19 protein-coding genes and 1 pseudogene are annotated in these 19185 nt (G+C 35.8%); 12 read left to right on the top strand and 8 right to left on the bottom strand.

The features are described 5' to 3' along the window. Positions 1 to 4 precede the first annotated feature (4 nt). Together IW16_RS18710 and IW16_RS18705 are read right to left on the bottom strand one after the other, a co-directional pair. On the bottom strand, positions 5 to 916 hold the full coding sequence (locus tag IW16_RS18710) for an ABC transporter ATP-binding protein (protein WP_034748003.1): 912 nt from the start codon (positions 914 to 916) through the stop codon (positions 5 to 7). A gap of 110 nt (positions 917 to 1026) precedes the next feature. Beyond that, positions 1027 to 1377, bottom strand: coding sequence for a T9SS type A sorting domain-containing protein (locus tag IW16_RS18705; protein WP_034748002.1), 351 nt, complete (start codon positions 1375 to 1377; stop codon positions 1027 to 1029). A 118-nt stretch (positions 1378 to 1495) separates the two neighbouring features. On the opposite strand from IW16_RS18705, the gene hemB reads away from it, so the two are divergent. From hemB to IW16_RS27280, 3 genes are all read left to right on the top strand, one after another. Beyond that, positions 1496 to 2488 carry a porphobilinogen synthase gene (gene hemB / locus IW16_RS18700; RefSeq protein ID WP_034747999.1) on the top strand — a complete coding sequence of 331 codons (993 nt, stop codon included), beginning with the start codon at positions 1496 to 1498 and terminating at the stop codon, positions 2486 to 2488. Between the two features lie 141 nt (positions 2489 to 2629). After that, entirely contained in the window at positions 2630 to 4198 is a 1569-nt protein-coding gene (locus IW16_RS18695; RefSeq protein WP_034747997.1) for a hypothetical protein, read from the top strand. 228 nt (positions 4199 to 4426) lie between these two features. Further along, positions 4427 to 4573, top strand: a complete 147-nt coding sequence (locus tag IW16_RS27280; RefSeq protein WP_449390380.1) for a bacteriocin-like protein — start codon at positions 4427 to 4429, stop codon at positions 4571 to 4573. A gap of 102 nt (positions 4574 to 4675) precedes the next feature. Here the strand turns inward: IW16_RS27280 and IW16_RS18690 are convergent, their stop codons facing one another. The 3 genes from IW16_RS18690 to IW16_RS18680 all read right to left on the bottom strand — a co-directional run bounded on the left by IW16_RS18690 (position 4676) and on the right by IW16_RS18680 (position 5995). Next, positions 4676 to 4858 (bottom strand): bacteriocin, encoded by a 183-nt coding sequence (locus IW16_RS18690; protein ID WP_034747995.1) that lies wholly within the window; start codon positions 4856 to 4858, stop codon positions 4676 to 4678. Between the two features lie 48 nt (positions 4859 to 4906). After that, on the bottom strand, positions 4907 to 5635 hold the full coding sequence (locus tag IW16_RS18685; RefSeq protein ID WP_034747993.1) for a hypothetical protein: 729 nt from the start codon (positions 5633 to 5635) through the stop codon (positions 4907 to 4909). Positions 5636 to 5701: 66 nt separating this feature from the next. Beyond that, positions 5702 to 5995, bottom strand: coding sequence for a TM2 domain-containing protein (locus IW16_RS18680; protein WP_034747990.1), 294 nt, complete (start codon positions 5993 to 5995; stop codon positions 5702 to 5704). A 162-nt stretch (positions 5996 to 6157) separates the two neighbouring features. On the opposite strand from IW16_RS18680, the pseudogene lptB reads away from it, so the two are divergent. Both lptB and IW16_RS18670 read left to right on the top strand, forming a co-directional pair. Continuing rightward, positions 6158 to 6883: pseudogene (gene lptB / locus IW16_RS18675) on the top strand (LPS export ABC transporter ATP-binding protein); the annotation flags it as partial. Between the two features lie 354 nt (positions 6884 to 7237). Further along, positions 7238 to 8926 (top strand): DKNYY domain-containing protein, encoded by a 1689-nt coding sequence (locus IW16_RS18670; RefSeq protein ID WP_034747988.1) that lies wholly within the window; start codon positions 7238 to 7240, stop codon positions 8924 to 8926. 53 nt (positions 8927 to 8979) lie between these two features. On the opposite strand, the gene IW16_RS18665 is transcribed toward IW16_RS18670, so the two are convergent. Together IW16_RS18665 and hmpA are read right to left on the bottom strand one after the other, a co-directional pair. Continuing rightward, the gene (locus IW16_RS18665; RefSeq protein ID WP_034747986.1) at positions 8980 to 9429 is read right to left on the bottom strand and encodes an Rrf2 family transcriptional regulator; all 450 of its coding nucleotides are present in this window, start codon (positions 9427 to 9429) and stop codon (positions 8980 to 8982) included. Positions 9430 to 9435: 6 nt separating this feature from the next. Then, positions 9436 to 10638 (bottom strand): NO-inducible flavohemoprotein, encoded by a 1203-nt coding sequence (gene hmpA, locus IW16_RS18660; RefSeq protein ID WP_034747984.1) that lies wholly within the window; start codon positions 10636 to 10638, stop codon positions 9436 to 9438. 225 nt (positions 10639 to 10863) lie between these two features. On the opposite strand from hmpA, the gene IW16_RS18655 reads away from it, so the two are divergent. The 3 genes from IW16_RS18655 to IW16_RS18645 all read left to right on the top strand — a co-directional run bounded on the left by IW16_RS18655 (position 10864) and on the right by IW16_RS18645 (position 14952). Next, positions 10864 to 12591: an ABC transporter ATP-binding protein gene (locus IW16_RS18655; RefSeq protein WP_051890494.1), complete on the top strand. Its 1728-nt coding sequence runs from the start codon at positions 10864 to 10866 to the stop codon at positions 12589 to 12591. 239 nt (positions 12592 to 12830) lie between these two features. After that, the gene (locus IW16_RS18650; RefSeq protein ID WP_034747980.1) at positions 12831 to 13784 is read left to right on the top strand and encodes a helix-turn-helix transcriptional regulator; all 954 of its coding nucleotides are present in this window, start codon (positions 12831 to 12833) and stop codon (positions 13782 to 13784) included. 67 nt (positions 13785 to 13851) lie between these two features. After that, positions 13852 to 14952: a linear amide C-N hydrolase gene (locus IW16_RS18645; protein WP_034747978.1), complete on the top strand. Its 1101-nt coding sequence runs from the start codon at positions 13852 to 13854 to the stop codon at positions 14950 to 14952. 230 nt (positions 14953 to 15182) lie between these two features. Here IW16_RS18645 and IW16_RS18640 read toward each other — a convergent pair whose 3' ends face one another. Beyond that, a complete protein-coding gene (locus IW16_RS18640) occupies positions 15183 to 15674 on the bottom strand; it encodes a DinB family protein (protein ID WP_034747976.1) in 492 nt (163 codons plus the stop codon). A 183-nt stretch (positions 15675 to 15857) separates the two neighbouring features. Here IW16_RS18640 and IW16_RS18635 point away from each other — a divergent pair, with 183 nt between their 5' ends. The 4 genes from IW16_RS18635 (at position 15858) to IW16_RS18620 (ending at position 19091) form a co-directional block, all read left to right on the top strand. Then, positions 15858 to 16442 (top strand): hypothetical protein, encoded by a 585-nt coding sequence (locus IW16_RS18635; RefSeq protein WP_034747975.1) that lies wholly within the window; start codon positions 15858 to 15860, stop codon positions 16440 to 16442. A gap of 570 nt (positions 16443 to 17012) precedes the next feature. Beyond that, positions 17013 to 17582 carry a cob(I)yrinic acid a,c-diamide adenosyltransferase gene (locus IW16_RS18630; protein ID WP_034747973.1) on the top strand — a complete coding sequence of 190 codons (570 nt, stop codon included), beginning with the start codon at positions 17013 to 17015 and terminating at the stop codon, positions 17580 to 17582. Continuing rightward, complete coding sequence (locus IW16_RS18625) at positions 17572 to 18219, top strand: thiamine diphosphokinase (protein WP_034747970.1); 648 nt, start codon at positions 17572 to 17574, stop codon at positions 18217 to 18219. The genes IW16_RS18630 and IW16_RS18625 overlap by 11 nt, the downstream gene beginning before the upstream one ends. Then, positions 18216 to 19091: a tyrosine-protein phosphatase gene (locus tag IW16_RS18620; protein WP_117590665.1), complete on the top strand. Its 876-nt coding sequence runs from the start codon at positions 18216 to 18218 to the stop codon at positions 19089 to 19091. Before IW16_RS18625 ends, IW16_RS18620 begins: the two co-directional genes overlap by 4 nt. The last annotated feature ends 94 nt before the right edge of the window (positions 19092 to 19185 follow it).

Genomic DNA, 19185 nt, shown 5'->3' with positions numbered 1-19185 from the left:
AAAATTAAGAATGATTACTTACAGCATTAATAAACACTTCATTCATACTCGGAATTCTCTCGTCGAATGATCTCACTTTTCCCACGTTGACAAGTTCCAGAAGGATATCATTCTGCCCGCTTTCGTTTTTCAGGTCAAAAGAAATAAGATTATTTTCATTGGAGAAATTGAAAATATCATAACTGCTTTTAAAACTTTCAAATTTAGTTTGATCCACTTCAGAAAGGGTAACTCCGAAAATATTTTTCTTAAACTTTTCCCTTACGTCAAAAACCCTTCCGTCAATAATCTTCTTGGAGTTGTTGATAAGTGCCACATAATCACACATTTCTTCCACGCTTTCCATTCTGTGAGTAGAAAGGATAATTGTCGTTCCGTTGTTTTTAAGCTCGATGATCTGATCTTTAATCAAATTGGCATTGACCGGATCAAAACCTGAAAAAGGCTCATCAAGAATAAGAAGATGTGGACGGTGAAGCACAGTGACTACAAACTGGATCTTCTGAGCCATTCCTTTCGAAAGTTCCGAAAGCTTCTTTTTCCACCATTGGTCAATGTTTAATTTTTCAAACCATTTTTTGGCTTCCTGTAAGGCATCACTTTTGGTCATTCCTTTCAGTTCCCCAAAATAAAGGATCTGATCGCCCACGGTCATGTTTTTATACAACCCTCTTTCTTCAGGCATATAACCGATATCTCTGATGTGGTTTGGATTAAGTTTATCCCCGTTGATGTACACCTCTCCGGAGTCGGCCTGGGTAATTTGGTTGATGATACGGATAAAAGATGTTTTTCCGGCTCCGTTCGGGCCTAGAAGACCATAAATACTGCCTTGAGGTACATGGATGCTGAAATCATCCAATGCCACTTTATTCCCGGCGCTATAAGTCTTTCTGATATGTTCAGCTTTAAGCATTAAATTGTTTTTACAATGAGTCTACAAAAGTTCTGAAAGTTACGGAAATATTAAAATTAAAGGAGAACCGATTTAAAAGAAAAAATCCTGATGATTATCAGGATTAATTTTTATTGTTTTACAATTTGAGTAACCTTTTGGGTATTATCGCTTAATATATAGCGAATCAAATATTTTCCGGGTTTTAATTTTTCTATATTGATTTCTCCGGAATTCATGTTAACCGTGTAATTAGCTACCTGTGTTCCTAAAATAGAATAAAAAGTTACACTTTTGATCTTTAAAGCAGTATCCTTTGCTTTGATCAGAAGGAAATCTTTTGCGGGATTAGGATAGGCTACCAATACACCGTCATCAGACTTCTGTGTGATGGAACCCGGCTCTCTCAGCTGTGCCTGCATATTGTTGGAAAATCCAACGAAAGCGCCTGTAAATAGAAATAAAAGTAAAAGTTTTTTCATCAAATTATAATTTCTCGAATGTATTGAAACAAAAATAAACAATTCTACAATGCTATACAATAGTTTTTTATATAAGTTGTAGTAAATTTGCAGAAACTTATTCAAAAAGTATTCCAAAATGATACATTCAAGAAATAGAAGGCTTAGAGTTAATGAATCTGTCAGAAGTTTAGTAAGAGAAAATATCCTTACAACTGATGATTTTGTAATGCCTATCTTCGTAATGGAGGGCGAAAACCAGCAGGAAGCGATTCCATCGATGCCGGGGATTTTCAGGAGGAGCATAGATTTGACGGTGAAAGAATGTAAAGAATTATTTTCTTTAGGGGTAAAATCAGTCAATCTGTACATGAAAGTGTCAGAACATTTGAAAGATAATACCGGAAAAGAAGCCTGGAACAAAGACGGATTGATGCAGCAAACTATCAAAGCAATCAAAGATGCGGTTCCCCAAATGATTGTAATGCCGGATGTTGCTTTGGATCCTTATTCCATCTATGGCCATGATGGAATTATTGAAAATGGAAAAATCATGAATGATGCAACCAACGATGCACTGGCAAGAATGTCCGTGTCACATGCCGAGGCAGGAGCTGACATTGTGGCACCAAGTGATATGATGGATGGAAGGGTGCTGGCGATTCGTGAAGCTTTAGAAGAAAGCGGATTTACGGATGTGGGAATTTTGAGCTATTCCGCAAAATATGCTAGTTCTTTCTATGGACCTTTCAGAAGTGCTCTTGACAGCGCGCCGAAAGACAATATAGAAATTCCTAAAGACAAGAAAACGTATCAGATGGATTTCCATAATTCCCGTGAAGCGTTGAACGAAGTATTTAAAGATATTGATGAAGGTTCTGATATTATCATGATCAAACCGGGACTTCCATATCTGGATATTGTTTCTAAAGTACGTGAAGCCATTGATCTTCCAATTGCTGTTTATAACGTAAGTGGAGAATATGCAATGGTAAAAGCTGCAGCCCAGAACGGTTGGCTGGATAATGATAAAACCATCATTGAAAGTCTTACCTGTTTTAAGAGAGCCGGAGCAGATTTGATCTTTACCTATTTTGCTAAAGAGGCTGCAATGATCTTACACAATGCATAAATAATACACAGAAGTTACTGGCTGAGCATTTTTTTTCTGGATTAAAAAAGAATCAGAAGAATACTGCTCAGCTATTGATTGATAGTATAACCCTCCTCAGTTGTATTAAATATCGCTTGACTTCAAAAATTTAAAACACAAATGAATTTTTTACAAAAAAGAAATTATACAAAAATATTTACCACTGGACTGCTGTTTTTTTCAGCTTTATACTTTTGTTTTATTTGTACTTATACCGTAGATCAATGGGATCTTGGATTTATCCTTTCGATGATTGGACGATTACAGCAGGGACAGATTATTTATAAAGATTTTGATTACGTAAGACCTTTCTTTGGTTTGGCTTTTTGGGATTACCTGCTTAAGTTCATTCCTGTCACTTCGGAATATTTTATTTTAATCAGTAGATTCTTCGTTGTTATACAAACATTGATTATTTCTACTGTTATACAGAAACTCATGCTTGAAAAAGTCAGGTTCGATGTTACTGTTCTATTTTCTATTTTATTTCTTAATACATTCCCTATATTACCCTGGCATACTATTGACGGAATATTTTTTGGAGTCCTGTCCCTTTATTTTTATAAAAGAAAATGGTTATGGAGTACACTGATATTTTTGGTGTTTACCGGTCTTGTAAAACAGTCTTTTTTTATTTTTAGTGCGGGTGTTTTCCTTGTAATTCTCAAAGATTTTTATAAAAACTTTAAGGTTGAAAAAAAAGACCTTTTATTATTTATACTATCACTTTCATTTTTGCTCCTTATTATTTACCAATACCATATTATTGAAGATATTCAAATTTTCTGGAAACAGGTTTTTAATTTATCTGTGGCAGGAGGTTTTTATGAAAATGCCCTTGCTCCTTATTTATATGAAAGCAATCTGACCTTGCTGCTGGTTGTTTGTTTTCTGATATTTCTGTATTTTTTAAAAATAGACAAGAAGTATCTGGATGCTGCTTTATTGGTGGTGTTTTCTCTGTCTGTTATATATCCTTTCTTTAATAACGGACAATATATGGGAATAAGGTCTTTATTTTTAATATTATTTGTGCTGTTTCTAAAATATGATGCTCAGAATAGACTTGTTTTTTTTCTTTTACTGTTAGGATGGTCAGCTGCTATTTCATGGGCAGGAAATAACCCTATCTTCTTAGTTTTTATACTACTGTTCATATTTATCAATAGAACTAACCTGGTTCTGTATTTTATGGTGGTTTCATTGGTGTCATTCTCTCTATGTCGGTTAAAATATACTTATCAATCAGACAGTATTTTATATTCACCTTTCATATTTACTAAGCATACCCCTTCAGTTTCCGGACTGCTTATTTCAGAAAATGATTATGAATATATTTCAGAAGCGAATTCTATTTTATCAGAATATAAAAATGTCGTTTTTCTTCCGGGTTCACCTATTTTAGATGTCATCCATGGACGTTTTATCAACCGTGCATCCTGGGAATTAGATGTTGAATACCCAAGTTGGAAAAGTGATTTTTCTAAACTTGAGAAAAATATATTTGCTGTAGATAATAAACAGATTAAAATATTTAATGAAGGATTCTACAAAAGCTCATTCGCTGTTGAAATTGTAAGGACAAGAAAAGTGATAAAGAAAACAAAGTATTTTACGATTTATGGACCTTTAGACCAGAAATATGAGCCATCAATGCCATACGTTGATAAAACCAGCGGCGCACAATAGAATTCTTTATAACAATAAAATGATTGAAAGGGTAAAGTGTTTTAATATTTTTTTGTCAAAAAAAAGTAACGTTTTTAATAATAAGGAGCTGTTCTTGATTAAAAGTTAAAATTTGATAAAATTGAGCTTAATTGATTGTTCGATATATAAGTTTTAAATAAAAAAATTATATTTGACTAAGTTTTATTACCAAACAATAAATAATAAAAAATCAAAGACCATTTATTTATGAAAAAATTAAAAAAAATCAACAGAGATCAGTTGAAAGAAATTAAAGGGGGTGTGATTCTTCCGGATGATGATAATTGTGGAACATGGTGCTTAGGTATTTGGCATCCATGTACAATTAATCATTTTGCGTGTCCGCCACAATGATACTAAATATTCATCATTAATGATACAGAAAGAGGTTGTTCACTGAGCAACCTCTTTTTAATTGTAAAATAAAAACACCTTAATTTGAGGTGTTTTATTTTGTTATCCGAAGCAGGCTGTGTAGTAAGGGCTTGAAGGCGTTATAGGATTTTCGCCGCCTCTGTCATTGATACAGATGTTTTTTGGACAAAGATACCATCCTGCAGGGCAGTTACCATTGGCGTCAGGAAATCTCATGTTTCCTCCATTAATGTTCTTCAGATCATTTTTCGTTAATTTTTTCATGATAAATATGCTTATAGATTAGTTAAAAACTAAAATAATAAGATTTTATCACATGATGTTGAAATCTTTTCCTTTTGTAAATTTTGCCGCAAAAGGAGCCTGGTTTCCGGAATATTTTAAAACAAAATGTTTCTTCGTATCCGTATCTATTTTGGCTTCTACTTCTACATTCTGAGTCTGAAAACTTACATCCAGTCCTACGCCTGATTCTTTTTCCAGAAAAATCTCTACACTTTCCGCATAGAATAGGGAAGTACTCAGATAATTGAACTTAATATTCTTTCTGTATGTTTTGGATTTGCTTTGAGTAAAGAGAGAATAATTTTTCAGAATTTCAATTCCCGGAGAATCGATGTTGGTAACCCTTGATTTTGTAACGCCGTTTACCCGAACAGAAAAGCTTGTTGCGTTTTTGATGTTTCCATTCACTCCGATATTAAACAGAGAAGGCAGTGAAAGTCCATATTCGACCATGCTGTCTTTTGTAAATTCAAAGTCAGGGATCAAAGCCGGATGTTTGGGTGTATTGATCAGCTGCTCTTTTACGGTCCTCAGGATATCCCCGGAAAACAAAAATCCGATGAGGTTATTTTCTGTTGTTCTCCAGTTTCTTCCATTCCATTCAAATATCTCGCACAAAAGGGTATCTGCAGATGAGTGGGGGAGCAGGTCCATATCCTGCCATTTGAAAACTTCTTTTGCATAAGGTCTTCTGTTGACTATATTAATCCCCAGATCCAGTGCCAGCAGATCGGTCAGATCCTGATTATTTTCCATAATAACTTATTTCTTGATTTTTGGTGGTCTAAAATTATATAAATAAAGTGATAAATTATACAGAGTTTAAAGCCATCCTTTTTTTCCGTATACATAAGTGTCGTCAAACTGTTTGTCACTCATGAAAAGATATAAAATACCTTCAATAAAAGGAATAATAGAAGCTGCTCCACAAGTGATAATATTAAGACCAAGCTGGATAAGAGCCTCCTTTTTATAACCAAGATAAAATTTATTTAAAGCCAGCCAGCCCACAAGAATTCCTAACAAAGCTGCCGGAATCTTCTTTTCGGAATGATAGGAACCATTGTTTTGCTGATTCTGATTGTTTTCTGTCTTGGTATAACCGTAATTTTCCATTGCTAATGTATTGGTATTGATTAAAATGATTTTTCAATACGTCGAACAAAATTCTCAGGAGTTACAGGACTGCTGTTTAAAAATAAACCTATTCACTCAAAAAACCATGTATACCTTTTAGAATCTAAAATTTGAATTCAAAAAAACTTTATCTTTGCTCCTATGATTTTACGAGGAGAAAACTTAATCAAAGAATACGGTCCCAAAAAAGTAGTAAAAGGTGTTTCTGTACAGGTTGAACAGGGAGAAATAGTGGGTTTGCTGGGTCCTAACGGAGCAGGAAAGACCACTTCGTTTTATATGATCGTAGGACTGGTTAAGCCTACTTCAGGAAAAATCTTCCTCGACAAGCAGGAAATCACTACCGATGCGATGTACCGTCGTGCCCAAAAAGGAATCGGTTATCTGGCTCAGGAAGCGTCTATTTTCAGAAAACTCTCTGTTGAAGAAAATATTATGGGGGTTTTACAGCTTACCAAGCTTTCAAGACGTGAACAGCAGATCAAATGTGACGAACTGATCGAAGAATTTTCGTTGCAGCACGTGCGTAAAAACCGTGGTGACCTTCTTTCCGGAGGTGAAAGACGTAGAACGGAAATTGCACGATGCCTGGCAACAAGTCCGAACTTTATCCTTCTTGATGAACCTTTTGCAGGGGTAGACCCGATCGCAGTAGAAGATATCCAGAAAATTGTAAGAAGTTTAGTAGACAAGAATATTGGAATTCTGATCACCGACCATAATGTACAGCAGACCCTGGCAATTACCAATAAGACTTATATCATGTTTGAAGGGAATATCCTGAAAGAAGGACTTCCGGAAGACCTTGCCAATGATCCACAGGTAAGAGAAGCCTATCTTGGGGAAAACTTTGTGTATCAGAGTATTTTAGACAAACCGAAAAAGAAGAAATATATCTATAACATCTGGGCAGGGAATTTTGATTCAAAGGCTCAGCTGCAGGGATTTGTAGATGAAAATTTAGGGCAGTTTGATGATCTGAGGCTGATGTATGGTATTGAAGACGCTAGCTTTGCTTCACTGGGCAATTCTGAAATTCAGCATATCTTCAACGAAGTGATAGACAAGAATGCTAATAATTCTTTCGTGTTCCAGAGAAAGGAACTGACATCACAGTATTCCCTTGAACAGGCACAGGCAGAATCAAAAGAGGTAAGTCAACCAGAACTTCATTATCTTACCACTTATTTTTACGAAGGATAATGTTTTAGCACAGTAACCATGAAAAAATATTTGCTTTTTATTTTTCTTGCTTTTATAGTAAAGATTTATGCCCAGGAAGCAAAGTTCATTACCGTTAAAAATGCTAAGATTGATTCCACTCTAAAAGTAGGAGCCGATCCTTTCTTTGAATCTCCAATCTATCTTATAACAAAAGATCACCTGATCTTTCAGAAAGATACTCATACCCGGAAAATCCTTACTGCGGATATCCAATCTTTAAGACGTCCCAAATATGATGATTCCCGTCTTTTTATTCTCGATAAAAATGGTGTTTTTGTCAATGGAATAAAGGTGAAAACCGATACGACAGGTTTTGTGATTCTTGGAAAAACGCCGAAAAATGATATCCTTTGGAAAACCAATAAAGCCGTTTATAAAAACACATTGATTCTTAGCAATATTAAAGGCTCGGATTTTGTCCGCGTTCCTGATCATCAGGGAAATTTCTATGAAGGCTATTTTAAGGATAAAACGCACGTATACTATTATGATTTAAAACTTAAAGGCTTAAATGCTGCTGAAGCTCTAACGGGAGGTAGCGGTAGTATCTGCCACGATAAAAATATAATGTATATGGCAGACAGACAGCTGTTTTTTCAGAACCAGCCGCTTCAGTACGTCAACGAATATCTAAACAAAACAAAAGATTTTGCTGTTTATCAGGATAATATAGCTCCTGAAATAGATCCGGTTTCACTTAAGCCGCTATCCAGATCTTATTCAGTGGATCAAAATCATGCATATTATGGAAATGAAATTCTCCCCATTGAGAAAGCTGATTTTGCCAGTCTTAAAGTTTGGGATCACACCAATTCTTCATATCTGACAGACGGTAAAAAGTTGTTTTATAAAAATAGAGAGATTGTAGACCAGGATTTTGACCTCCCGAGTTTTGGAACGTTTGGCATTGCAGACTATTGCTACGATAAAAATGGAATTTACACAAGGTTCTGGGATAAGGACAAGAATAAAGTGATCTATAAGAAATTTCCCTTTAAATATTCTGATCCTGTGAACAGTACCAACACTTTTATAAGTGATGGCAGTAGTATGTATGTTTTTTATAAAGATCAGGCTTACAGCGAATCACGAAATGAGCTTTTTGAAAACCTGACTCAGGAACAGATTAATCTGGCGAAACCCTTAAAAATGTTACTCTTCAACGAAAATGGAATAACCAAACTCAGTAAAGGATACGATTATCTTATCCGAAAAGTGGATGACAAAATATATTGGGGTCAAAAGGATATCGGTGCAGACGGAGAAACATTTGACATGATAGGGGGATTTCACAATTTTTATAAAGACAGAAATAATGTTTATCAATACTCACCAGAAGAAGGTTTTATTCCTGTAAAAGGCATGGATGTTCCTTCCACTGAAGCATTTATGGGATTCTTGTCAGATAAGGACTATATCTACATCAATCATCAGAGGATTATGAAAAATCAGGATCCTGAATTGGTGGTTGTATTTCAGCAGTATAGCGAAGAATGTGGAACAGGCCGTTCATCCGTAAGAAGGTTTGCCGAATCTTATTTCTTATTTAAAAACAGAGAAGGATACTGGATGGTAAAAACGGGAGACACGGTGTACGTGAATAAAATTAATGAAAAAGATATCAACCTTAAAAAACTTTTGGAAGACAGAACTCCGAAGACAGTTTCAAAAGCTAAAAGAAAATAAATATAGTCTGAAAATAGATTAAACGTTCCCTTTCTCTAAACTTAGATCACACTTTACGCATTATTCCGGGTATTTTGACGACCCGCGAAGATACTTTCCCAATTATTAAAAACAATGTCAGAGAGCCTGTGCTGGTTCATGCTGTCTATAAATGCCTGATAAGCGGCATCCAGAAAGAATTTCAGCTGGCAGCTGAAAGGCATAAAAACACAAGGTTTGGAGTGGCAGTTGATAACAGGAGTATCATCCTGTTCCAGAAGGTGGATCAAGGTTCCCAGGCCTGTATTAAGAGCTTTGTCAGATATTATAATCCCTCCGTTTTTCCCTCTTTTGGTAATAACCAGTTCTTCTTTAGATAAAAACTGAACCACTTTAATCAGATGATTGCGCAATATATCCAGCTCTTCAGACAATTCGTCCAAAGAAGCTGAAGCCGTTTTGTTCTTCTTATTTAAATAGATCAGTACGCGCAGACTGTAATCGGTAAAATGGTTCAGTTTCATTGGTGTTTAATTAAAATGAAGTAATTGAGGACCAAACTCCTCATATAAAATATCCTCCTGTGCAATCCCAAGTTTGATCAGGGAATTGTACTGTACTTTTATAAAGACTTCCGGGCCACAAATATAATACTTTGCATGATCAATCAATACCTCATCTTTCAGTTCAGCCAAATCGATTCTTCCTTCTTTGACAGGATTATGCTCTTCTTTTGAAGCGGTTTCATAAAAAATATGAGTAGTAAGCCAATCGTTGTCCTCGTTCAGACGATCGATATGATCTTTAAAAGCATGAACTTTTTCATTTCTGCAGCTGTGCAGCCATACGGTTGTATTTTCCTGAAGTTTATTTTTATTGGTTTCAAGCATGCTCAGAAGTGGAGTGACGCCTATACCACCACTGATGAGGACCAAAGGCTGGGTACCGTCAATACCTGCATGAAATACTCCTGACGGAGCACTTACCCATATTTCGTCACCGATACTTTTTTGATGCAGGGCATTGGAGATAACACCTTGCGGAGCATTGGGCTGATGTTCTTTTTTTACAGATATTCTATAATATTCAGGATGATAAGCTGATGAAAGACTGTATTGTCTGGCTTGCTCATGACCCAGTTCCGGAACAAATAATTTTACAGAAAGATATTGTCCAGGAAGGTAATCTGCAATGGTATTTTGATCTTTTGGCTTTAAGTAGAAAGACTTAACTTCACTGCTTTCCTCAATAATATCTGCAAGTACAAATGTTCTCCAGCCTTTCCAGCCTCCGTCTTTTTTTAAAGCCGATTGGTAGAGATCTTCTTCAATAGAAATCATAATTTGAGCCAGTTCATTATAAGCCTGTGTCCAGGCTTCTATTAATTCATCAGTAGCACTTTCTCTCAGCACTTCTTTGATGGACGAAATTAAATGATGACCGACAATATCGTACTGTTCCGGACTGATGTTTAAGCTAACATGTTTATTGCCGATAGACTTTAAGACATTGATCAGGATCTCCGGATTCTCAATGTGTTCTGCATAAGCAAGAACAGCTCCGGCTAAAGCGTGCTGTTGTTTTCCGCTTGCCTGATTACTCATATTGAAAAGGTTTTTCAATTCCGGATGATGCGTAAACATTCTTGTATAAAAGTGTTTTGTGAGGTCTGTGCCATTAGTTTTTAAAACAGGTACAGTCGATTTTACTAATTTTTTTTGGTTCGAATTCATCTTGTTTTATTTAATAATGAGACAAATCTACAAAAAGATTTACAATTGTTGTATTTAAAATACAACAATATGATTTTATACATTTATTCGAAAAAACTTGCTGTTTTTCACAAAAAATGCCTAATTTTTGATTAACGAATTCTTATGGCAAAACCTTTTAACAGAACAGTAACATTATTTGGAATTTATAAACAGCTCGTTCCATTTATCAGGCCATACCGATTAATGATTTACGGGACGCTGTTTCTTACGTTTTTGGGAGCACTTGCCGCACAGGTCAACCCCATTGTATTAAAGTATACAGTAGATGAGGTGACGAACCTGACCCATCTTCCGCATCCCATGTCTGAAGGAATTCATATTCTGGTGGTAATCTCCATTATTTTACTCGGAAAAGAACTGCTTAACATTTTCATCAACTTCGGACAGAAATTTTATGGTGAAAAGATAAGAATCAACGTGAGTTCCGTTTTGGCTCAATCTGCCATCGACAAGATCCTGTCATATAGAGTAGCCTATTTCAATGATGAGAACCATGAATCCGGAAAGCTGCAGATCAGAATAGACCGCGGTATTGAAAGTCTGACCAAGCTGGTTCAGAACTTTTTTATCGATATACTACCCCTCTTTTCCAACGCTATTATAGCACTGATCATTATGTACATGCAGAATGTGTATGTTGGAATGGTTTCTACGATCATTGTTCCGATTTATTTTTACATAAGTTCGTTACAGGCTAAAAAGCTTGGTGGAGTGCGCCGTCAGCTCAGAAATCAAAGAGAGCGCAAAACTTCCGGACTGTTGAATTTAATCAATTCCATCATGGTTATCAAGAGCTTTGTCCGGGAAAAATTTGAAGGTAAAAAACAGTACGACCTTCAGATGGAACTTATGGAAAGCCAGATGTTTACAAGGAAAACCAACTTTATTTATGATGGTTTAAAAACTTTTATAGAGCAGTTTGGAGTGGTTTTGATCATTCTTTTAACCGTTTATCTCGTACTGGATCAGCAGATGACCATTGGCGCAATTATGCTTCATATTATGCTGTTCAATAATATTTCTGCTCCGATTCGTCAACTGCATAGAATCTACGATGATATGAATGATGCGATGATCTATGCAGAAGGTTATTTTGAAATCTTGAATGCGGATGACGAAAAAGAACAGAATGGAACGTTTATAGAAAAGCAGATCAAAGGTAATTTTGAACTTAAAAATGTAGACTTCACCTATCCAAACGGAACAAAAGCACTGCATGATGTTTCCATGAAAATCGAGAACGGAAAAACCACAGCTCTTGTAGGATTGAGTGGAGCAGGAAAATCAACCGTGATCAATCTTCTCTGTAAATTTTACCTTCCGGATTCCGGAGAGATTTTGCTGGATGATGTTAACTTAAATGATTTTGATAATACTTTTCTGAGAAACGACCTTGGCTTGGTTCTTCAGAGAAACCACATCTTTCAGGGAAGTATTGAAGATAATATACGCTATGGTGATATGAATGCCAGTTTTGAAGAAATTCAGGAGGCTTCAAGAAAAGCATATCTCCACGATCAGATAATGGATCTTCCAGATGCTTATCAGCATGATGCAACGCAACTTTCCGGAGGGCAGCAGCAGAGAATTGCTATTGCCAGATTATTCCTGAAAAACCCACCGATTATTTTCCTTGATGAACCTACTGCCAGTCTGGATGCCATTGCTACAGAACAGATCAAAAATTCCCTTGATGCCATAAAAGAGGGCCGAACTGTAGTGATCATTTCCCATTCACTGTCACAGATATTAGATTCTGACACCATTTATGTAATGAAAAAGGGAAGGGTAGTGGAAAGTGGAACCCATGACGAATTAGTCCAGATGAATGGTACCTACCGCGAGATTTTTGATGCTTCTGCCCGAAGTTTGAATCTGGATAAACTGGTGAATTCTTTTAAAGATAATTGATCCAATGATTATTCCTTTTGTAAGAGGTTTTAAGCGCAAGGTTTTAATGTATACTTTTTAGGATATAAAAATTCGAATATTTTAAGCAAAATGAAATTGATTTTTTTTTTAACTCTTACTATTAAGAAGCAGATACAATGGTATCGGAGTTAAATACAGTTTGTAGAAAATAAATACTATAAAAGCAACCGCTTTATATTTTCCAGACCAAAAAAGATTGATAGATTTGCCATAGCAATATGAACGATCACTATCTTAAAAAGCTGGACAGAGTAACTGCAATTCTTACCCAGCTGCAATCGAAACCAACAGTAAGGGCTCAGGACCTTGCTGCTAAATTTGATGTCAGTATCCGGACAATCTACCGTGATGTGAAAACCCTTGAAAACGCGGGGATTCCCATTATCGGTGAAGCAGGAAACGGGTATTCTCTGATGGATGGGTATAAACTCCCTCCCATTATGTTCACCAAGGAAGAGGTGCTTAGCTTTATTACCGCTGAAAAACTCATGCAGAAATTTTCCCACCAAAGTCTCGGAAATCATTACCAGACAGCAATGGAAAAAGTAAGGTCGGTACTTCGGCATTCAGACAAAAACCTGATTCAGAATATAGAAAAACAGATCGATGTTTTTAACTACCATATTCAGCCCGGCAGCGAACTCAAAAATGTGATCCCAACCATTCTTGAAAGTATTGCAGATAAAACGCAACTGATTATCGAATATAAAACCGTTCATTCGGAGGTCACCAACAGAACGGTGGAAGCAGTCGGTGTTTTCTTTGAGTTCAATTACTGGTACATTATGGCTTTTTGTACTTTAAGGAAAGATTTCAGACAATTTCGCGTTGACAGGATTTTGCAGATTTTCAAAACCCAAAACCCATTTTCCCAGGAGTACGGACAGATCAATGATTACAGAAGATATTCAAACGGAGAGAAAACTAGGGTCAGACTTTTGGTAGAGAAAAAAATTATTGGTCATATCGTCAATTCCAAAAGATACTATGGATTTGTGGAAGAAACAGAAAAAGAGAATGGTATTGAAATGACCTTTGATACCGAATGGATCGATGAAGGGTTCCCGCGTTGGCTGATCACTTTTGCAGACTATGCCACTATTTTGGAACCGGAATTCTTAAAGGTGAAAATCAAAAATTTGGTGGCAAATATTTCAAAAAAAGCAGAATGAAAGTAAGGATTATAATAATCTCTTGAACTTGATCTGATACATAATAAAAACATAGTTATATAAAATCATGAAACTTTTATTCTTACGTGGCTTGCTGTTAGCCGGGCTTGTTTACTCCGGCATTCTTTCCGCATGTTCAGTATTTTTATTAAAAGGAAAAGACCATTGTGTAGTGGGATTTAATGAGAATTGGAAAACAATGCCCGGAATGATTGTGGTAAACAAACGGGATACTGAAAAAAGAAATATCAGCTGGGAAAACCTCACCACTGATCAGTCAAAATATGATAAAGAATGGACCTCTCGATATGGATCGGTCACTTTTAATCTTTTAGGATATGATTTTCCCTGTTATGGAGTGAATGAAAAAGGACTTTTTCTGGTTGAACTGTATCTTGAAGAAACAACAAAAGTATTCAATCCTGCACAGCCCAATATGTTTTGGGCTCAGTGGATTCAATATCAGCTGGATAATTACAAATCGGTACAGGAAGTCGTAGACCACTTGAATGATGGGCCCAATATAGATTGGTGGCCCAATGCTGCGGGAAGCCATTTTTTTCTGAGTGATGCCAAAGGAAATACCGCTACAATCGCTTTACTTAACGGGAAATACAAAGTATTGACGGATAAAGATATGCCGATGCCTCTTCTGTGTAACAATCAGTATAAGAAAGATTTTGATAATGCTAAAAAGTTTGACTTCTTGGGAGGGACCGAGAAATTTGATTTTACCGGGCAGGGAAAATGGGAAGACCGGTATAACAGAGCTTACTATATGCTTAAAAACTATCAGTACGATAAGAAACCTGTAGACTACGCCTGGAATATTCTGAATTCCATTTATGCAGGAGAATGGCAAACTGTGATTGATGTGAAAAACATGAATCTGTATTTTCGGTCAGATCTGAAAAAAGAAATTAAAACGATTGATATCCGTCAGCTGGATTTTTCAAAGAAAGCTTCCGTTAAATTTTTAGATATCCATACAGAAAGGCTGGGAAAGGTCAATGATGGTTTTCAGACGCTGACGCTGAAAAAGAACGATGAATATGTTGAAAAAGGATTCCCTATAGGATATGATAATAAAGAATTTTCGACTTCCGGAATGTTTGTAAAACTAAAGGAGAATATCACCCGATTTTTTACCCATATTTTGCCTGAATAAAAAGATAAAATCGGGCTTCACATTTGTGAAGCCCGATTTTTAAAAATTTATATCAGTTGAATAAAGAAACTTTTACTTAAACTAAAAAGACAAAATAAAAAACGACAAAATCTGCGGTGTCTGTATTTAAAGTATGGATAATTCGAGTGATTGGCTTTGCGATTCTGAAGCTTCATTTTTTTGTCTGGACTGAATCATCATTTTCAGCCTGAGTAAAGGCATTAATGATCCTAAAATCTCTCCCAAAAAAAAGGGGGCTCAATTCCTAAAGCTCTAAGATACGTATACCCCTGACCTCTGTGGTGAATTTCATTATCAATGAAATAAAGAATGTTCTGATACACCGGGAATTCATACTGCCCGAATAAATTGAATGTTTCCTGCAAACGCTCCTCTGTGATCTGGCTGTAATAATGGTTGATCACTTCGGTTTCCTCATCCCATTTTTTAAGGATATCTTCTTTCGTTTTTGGAACGAAACCTTCTTCGTTGTAAGCTTCCATGTTTTTTTCAACAATTCCTTTTAAAGCTGGTCCGCCGATGCCGATCAGTTCTCCTGCCAGCTTTGCGAAGGGTCTCATGCCGCCTACAGAAAATTCGAATAATTCTTTTTCCGGAAAAGCTTCGATTACTCTTCTTGTCAGGTTTCTATGCCCTTGCCAGTGCTCTAATAATTGATCGGAAGTCATAAATTGTTTTGTGGCCGTTGCTGTAGTTGTCATAATTGTATTGTTTAGTTTGTTATTGTTGATACAAAGGTAAGCCGGGGTTATGACAACAGTTTGTCAGCAGTGTTTCTGACTTTGAAAAAATATTTTATTTATTAACTAAAATATATAGGTGTGTTTCTCCGTTAAGATGTAAATTGCATTCATAATAAAAATGCCCGTTATTAAAATCTCGAAATGAAGAAGTATATTTTGCCTGTTATTCCTGTTTTTTTATTAATATCATGTAATAAGATTGAAGAGAAAATAGACGAGACTGTTCAGAAAACTACAGAAACCGTACAGCAGAAAGCGCAGCAGGCGGTAGAAGAGACCGTCAAAAAAACGGTGAGCGAATCGATTAATTCCTTAGCTAATTCCCAGGATGTAAAATTTAACGAAGTATTTCCCAATGAAGGAAAGTCTGTCGTTTCAGAAGATACTGGAAAGAAATTTAAATTTCCAAACGGTTCCGAGGGATATATCTTTAAGTATAAGTCAGACATTGCAGTACTGCTTCCTTTTCTGGAAAGGCAGCCTTCTTCCGATGAGAGCAAATCAGATAAAACAGCCCGTAAAATAGACGGACAAAGTATCATTGACAAAATAAGTTTTGTCTCAAAATTCCTTCCTGAAAACACTTTTGACACCAGTTTTCTCGAAGATATTAAAAGTGATAAGAGTATAGAATATTATAAACTGAAAAGGTTTCCGAACAACAGTACGATAATCTATAATCCCAAAAACCAGACCATCATACAATATGTAGAGGTAAATAAATAATTTGTGAGTGACCGGATTTATCCGGTCATTTTTTTTGGAATAGTATACATCTTCAACATTTTTATGATCAATTCAACCCGAAAGAAAGAGAAGCACGCTTTATCCCGAATTATTGTGTTATTTTTAGCAGCATTAATTTTTGTACAGTACCTGTAATCAATGAATAAGGTTATTAATATTAATTTAAAATTATGTCTGATATTAGTATTTTTAACGAAAATGACATCTATTTTCTTTTAGGAATTTGTTCGATAGGAGTAGGTTTTTTTCTCACCATTGCTTTGGTGGTACTTAACTTTTTAACTAAAAAGAACAAGAAATTCACCTATTATGTTCTCATGTTTTTTATCTATTGTATCTTATCTTTTGCTTCAATATGCTTTTTACATTCCATTAATTTTTTTTGAAAAGTGAAAAAATAAGATGGTGCTGAAGCGAAATAGTGTATCTGTTAATTAAGGCAATAATCTATACTTTTCAGACCTTAGTGTTTATTTTAATTTCCATATTGACTTGTGATTAAAATCAGGTATACCTTGCAGATTGTACAAAATAAAGTATTTTAGTAGTATGAAAATTTATACTAAAACAGGAGATAAAGGACAAACCGCGCTATACGGCGGTACAAGAGTTTCCAAGGCCAGTGCGAGAGTTGACAGCTACGGAAATATAGATGAGCTTAATTCATTCATTGGGATTTCTAAAAGTCATATTGAGGATGAAGAGGTTTTGAAGCAGTTGAAGAAAATTCAGTTTGATCTGTTTACGGTAGGCTCAGAAGCTGCAACACCGGTAGATAAATTGATGCTGGCCAACGGAAAATCACGTCTTCCATTGATTATTTCAGATACTGAGATCGAAGAACTTGAACAGTGGATGGATGCTTTTGAAGATCAATTGGAGCCGCTTCAGTATTTCATTCTTCCGGGTGGTGGAAAATCTGCAACATTTTTACATGCAGCAAGAACGATTTGCAGAAGAGCAGAACGTTCGCTTGTTTTCTTAAATGAATCTGAAGAAGTTCGTCCCGAGCTGATCAAATATCTGAACCGACTCTCTGATTATCTTTTTGTTTTGGCAAGATATATTTCAAAAATCAATAACGAACCGGAAGAATACTGGAACCCGAATGAAAGATAAGGCATTACTTTTCATTAACGGAGATCATCCAAAAACCTTTCCGGATCCTGCTAATTATGGTTTAATAGCCTGTACCGACGGTGCTTTTCACTATCTGAAGAATATGGGTTTCCCTCTGGATAGGCTGGACTTCATTTCCGGTGATTTCGATTCTCATTCAGGATCAGATGAAAGTGTTTATCAGGGGAAATTTATTCTTACTGTGGATCAGGATAAAACCGATTTTCACAAAGCATTGGAAATTATCCTTGAAAAAGGATTCACAGAAGTGGATGTTTTCGGAGGAAGTGGAGGTGAACAGGATCATTTTTTAGGAAACCTGACGGTAGCGTATGCTTTTAAAGATAAGATGAACCTGAAATTCTACGACGAGTTTTCTGAGTATTATTTCATTCCCAAACAATTTAGTGTGAAAGGAGTGAACCGCAAAATGATTTCCCTGTATCCTTTCCCTTCTGTAGAGAATATTACTACAAAAGGTGTCAACTGGCCATTAACTAACGGAAGTTTGAGCATTACTTCAAGGATTGGAACCAGGAATTTTGCAGTTGAAGATGAGGTTTCCATTCAGTATGAGTCCGGAGATCTGCTGTTTTTTGTTGGAATTAATGAAATAGAATATCCCAAAATATATTGAGAGATTTAATAAAAATATCGATGCTGTTGATGCTGTCATTTTGTGTTTTTTCCTGTAAAACACAGGATTTTACACAGCCGCAATATGGCAGAAATGAAACACAGAATACAGTTACAATCAAAAAAGTATATAATTTCAGGACCATTGGAAGTATTAAAAATGTTGAGGGACGAACTTTAATAGAAGGAAAATTCTACAGAAGCGGACATCTCCATAAGCTGAAGACTGGATCATTCAAAGAATTGGAAAGTTTGGGGATAAAGGAAGTGATAGATCTCAGAAATTCAAAGGAAATAGCAGAGAAACCAGACCACCTGCCGGCAGATATTGTTTATAAGAAATATTCGGCTTTTGAAGATGAAGGAGACCAACTGAGCCAGGCAAAAAAGCTTGTTTTAAAGGGGAAAGTAAACGGTTCCGATGCTGATAAAAGGATGATTGATTTTTACCGGGAATACGTAACGGAGAATCCTGAGGTGATCCGGAAAATAATCACTGAGATTCTGGAATCTGATCAGCCGGTACTTTACCACTGCACAGCTGGAAAAGACAGAACAGGGATTACTACAGCATTAATTTTAACGATTTTGAAATTTGATAAGGCAACAATTTACAATGATTATCTTTTATCAAATAATTACAGAAAAAAGTTAGTCCTTAAAAGGCTGAAACTGGCAGATAATCTACATTTTCTCTATCCTAAAATGGATGTCAGGGTTCTTGAAAAACTCAGTTGGGTAGAGGCTTCTTACCTCGATGCTGCCTTTGGCGAAATCAATAAGAAATATGGTTCAATTGATACTTATATTCAACAGGTTTTGGAAATTACAGAAGATAAGAGAGAAGAATATGTTAAGAAGTTCACGAATTAATAATCTGTAGGGGTTTTTGCTGAGTGCCAATTTTAAATTTATAATAAATTTAACGCTTAAAAATCAAACTTTTTTAGCAATTTTGCATTTCGTA

This window comes from Chryseobacterium vrystaatense, from assembly GCF_000737765.1.
In the GTDB taxonomy this organism is placed as follows: Bacteria; Bacteroidota; Bacteroidia; order Flavobacteriales; family Weeksellaceae; genus Chryseobacterium; species Chryseobacterium vrystaatense.
This window is presented reverse-complemented; position numbering and strand designations above follow the sequence as displayed.

What these genes read in the sequence shown, in the direction of transcription:
- IW16_RS18710 (WP_034748003.1), bottom strand. Translation starts at nt 916, where the DNA reads ATGCTTAAAGCTGAACATATCAGAAAGACTTATAGCGCCGGGAATAAA.
- IW16_RS18705 (WP_034748002.1), bottom strand. Translation starts at nt 1,377, where the DNA reads ATGAAAAAACTTTTACTTTTATTTCTATTTACAGGCGCTTTCGTTGGA.
- hemB (WP_034747999.1), top strand. Translation starts at nt 1,496, where the DNA reads ATGATACATTCAAGAAATAGAAGGCTTAGAGTTAATGAATCTGTCAGA.
- IW16_RS18695 (WP_034747997.1), top strand. Translation starts at nt 2,630, where the DNA reads ATGAATTTTTTACAAAAAAGAAATTATACAAAAATATTTACCACTGGA.
- IW16_RS27280 (WP_449390380.1), top strand. Translation starts at nt 4,427, where the DNA reads ATGAAAAAATTAAAAAAAATCAACAGAGATCAGTTGAAAGAAATTAAA.
- IW16_RS18690 (WP_034747995.1), bottom strand. Translation starts at nt 4,858, where the DNA reads ATGAAAAAATTAACGAAAAATGATCTGAAGAACATTAATGGAGGAAAC.
- IW16_RS18685 (WP_034747993.1), bottom strand. Translation starts at nt 5,635, where the DNA reads ATGGAAAATAATCAGGATCTGACCGATCTGCTGGCACTGGATCTGGGG.
- IW16_RS18680 (WP_034747990.1), bottom strand. Translation starts at nt 5,995, where the DNA reads ATGGAAAATTACGGTTATACCAAGACAGAAAACAATCAGAATCAGCAA.
- IW16_RS18670 (WP_034747988.1), top strand. Translation starts at nt 7,238, where the DNA reads ATGAAAAAATATTTGCTTTTTATTTTTCTTGCTTTTATAGTAAAGATT.
- IW16_RS18665 (WP_034747986.1), bottom strand. Translation starts at nt 9,429, where the DNA reads ATGAAACTGAACCATTTTACCGATTACAGTCTGCGCGTACTGATCTAT.
- hmpA (WP_034747984.1), bottom strand. Translation starts at nt 10,638, where the DNA reads ATGAATTCGAACCAAAAAAAATTAGTAAAATCGACTGTACCTGTTTTA.
- IW16_RS18655 (WP_051890494.1), top strand. Translation starts at nt 10,864, where the DNA reads ATGATTTACGGGACGCTGTTTCTTACGTTTTTGGGAGCACTTGCCGCA.
- IW16_RS18650 (WP_034747980.1), top strand. Translation starts at nt 12,831, where the DNA reads ATGAACGATCACTATCTTAAAAAGCTGGACAGAGTAACTGCAATTCTT.
- IW16_RS18645 (WP_034747978.1), top strand. Translation starts at nt 13,852, where the DNA reads ATGAAACTTTTATTCTTACGTGGCTTGCTGTTAGCCGGGCTTGTTTAC.
- IW16_RS18640 (WP_034747976.1), bottom strand. Translation starts at nt 15,674, where the DNA reads ATGACAACTACAGCAACGGCCACAAAACAATTTATGACTTCCGATCAA.
- IW16_RS18635 (WP_034747975.1), top strand. Translation starts at nt 15,858, where the DNA reads ATGAAGAAGTATATTTTGCCTGTTATTCCTGTTTTTTTATTAATATCA.
- IW16_RS18630 (WP_034747973.1), top strand. Translation starts at nt 17,013, where the DNA reads ATGAAAATTTATACTAAAACAGGAGATAAAGGACAAACCGCGCTATAC.
- IW16_RS18625 (WP_034747970.1), top strand. Translation starts at nt 17,572, where the DNA reads ATGAAAGATAAGGCATTACTTTTCATTAACGGAGATCATCCAAAAACC.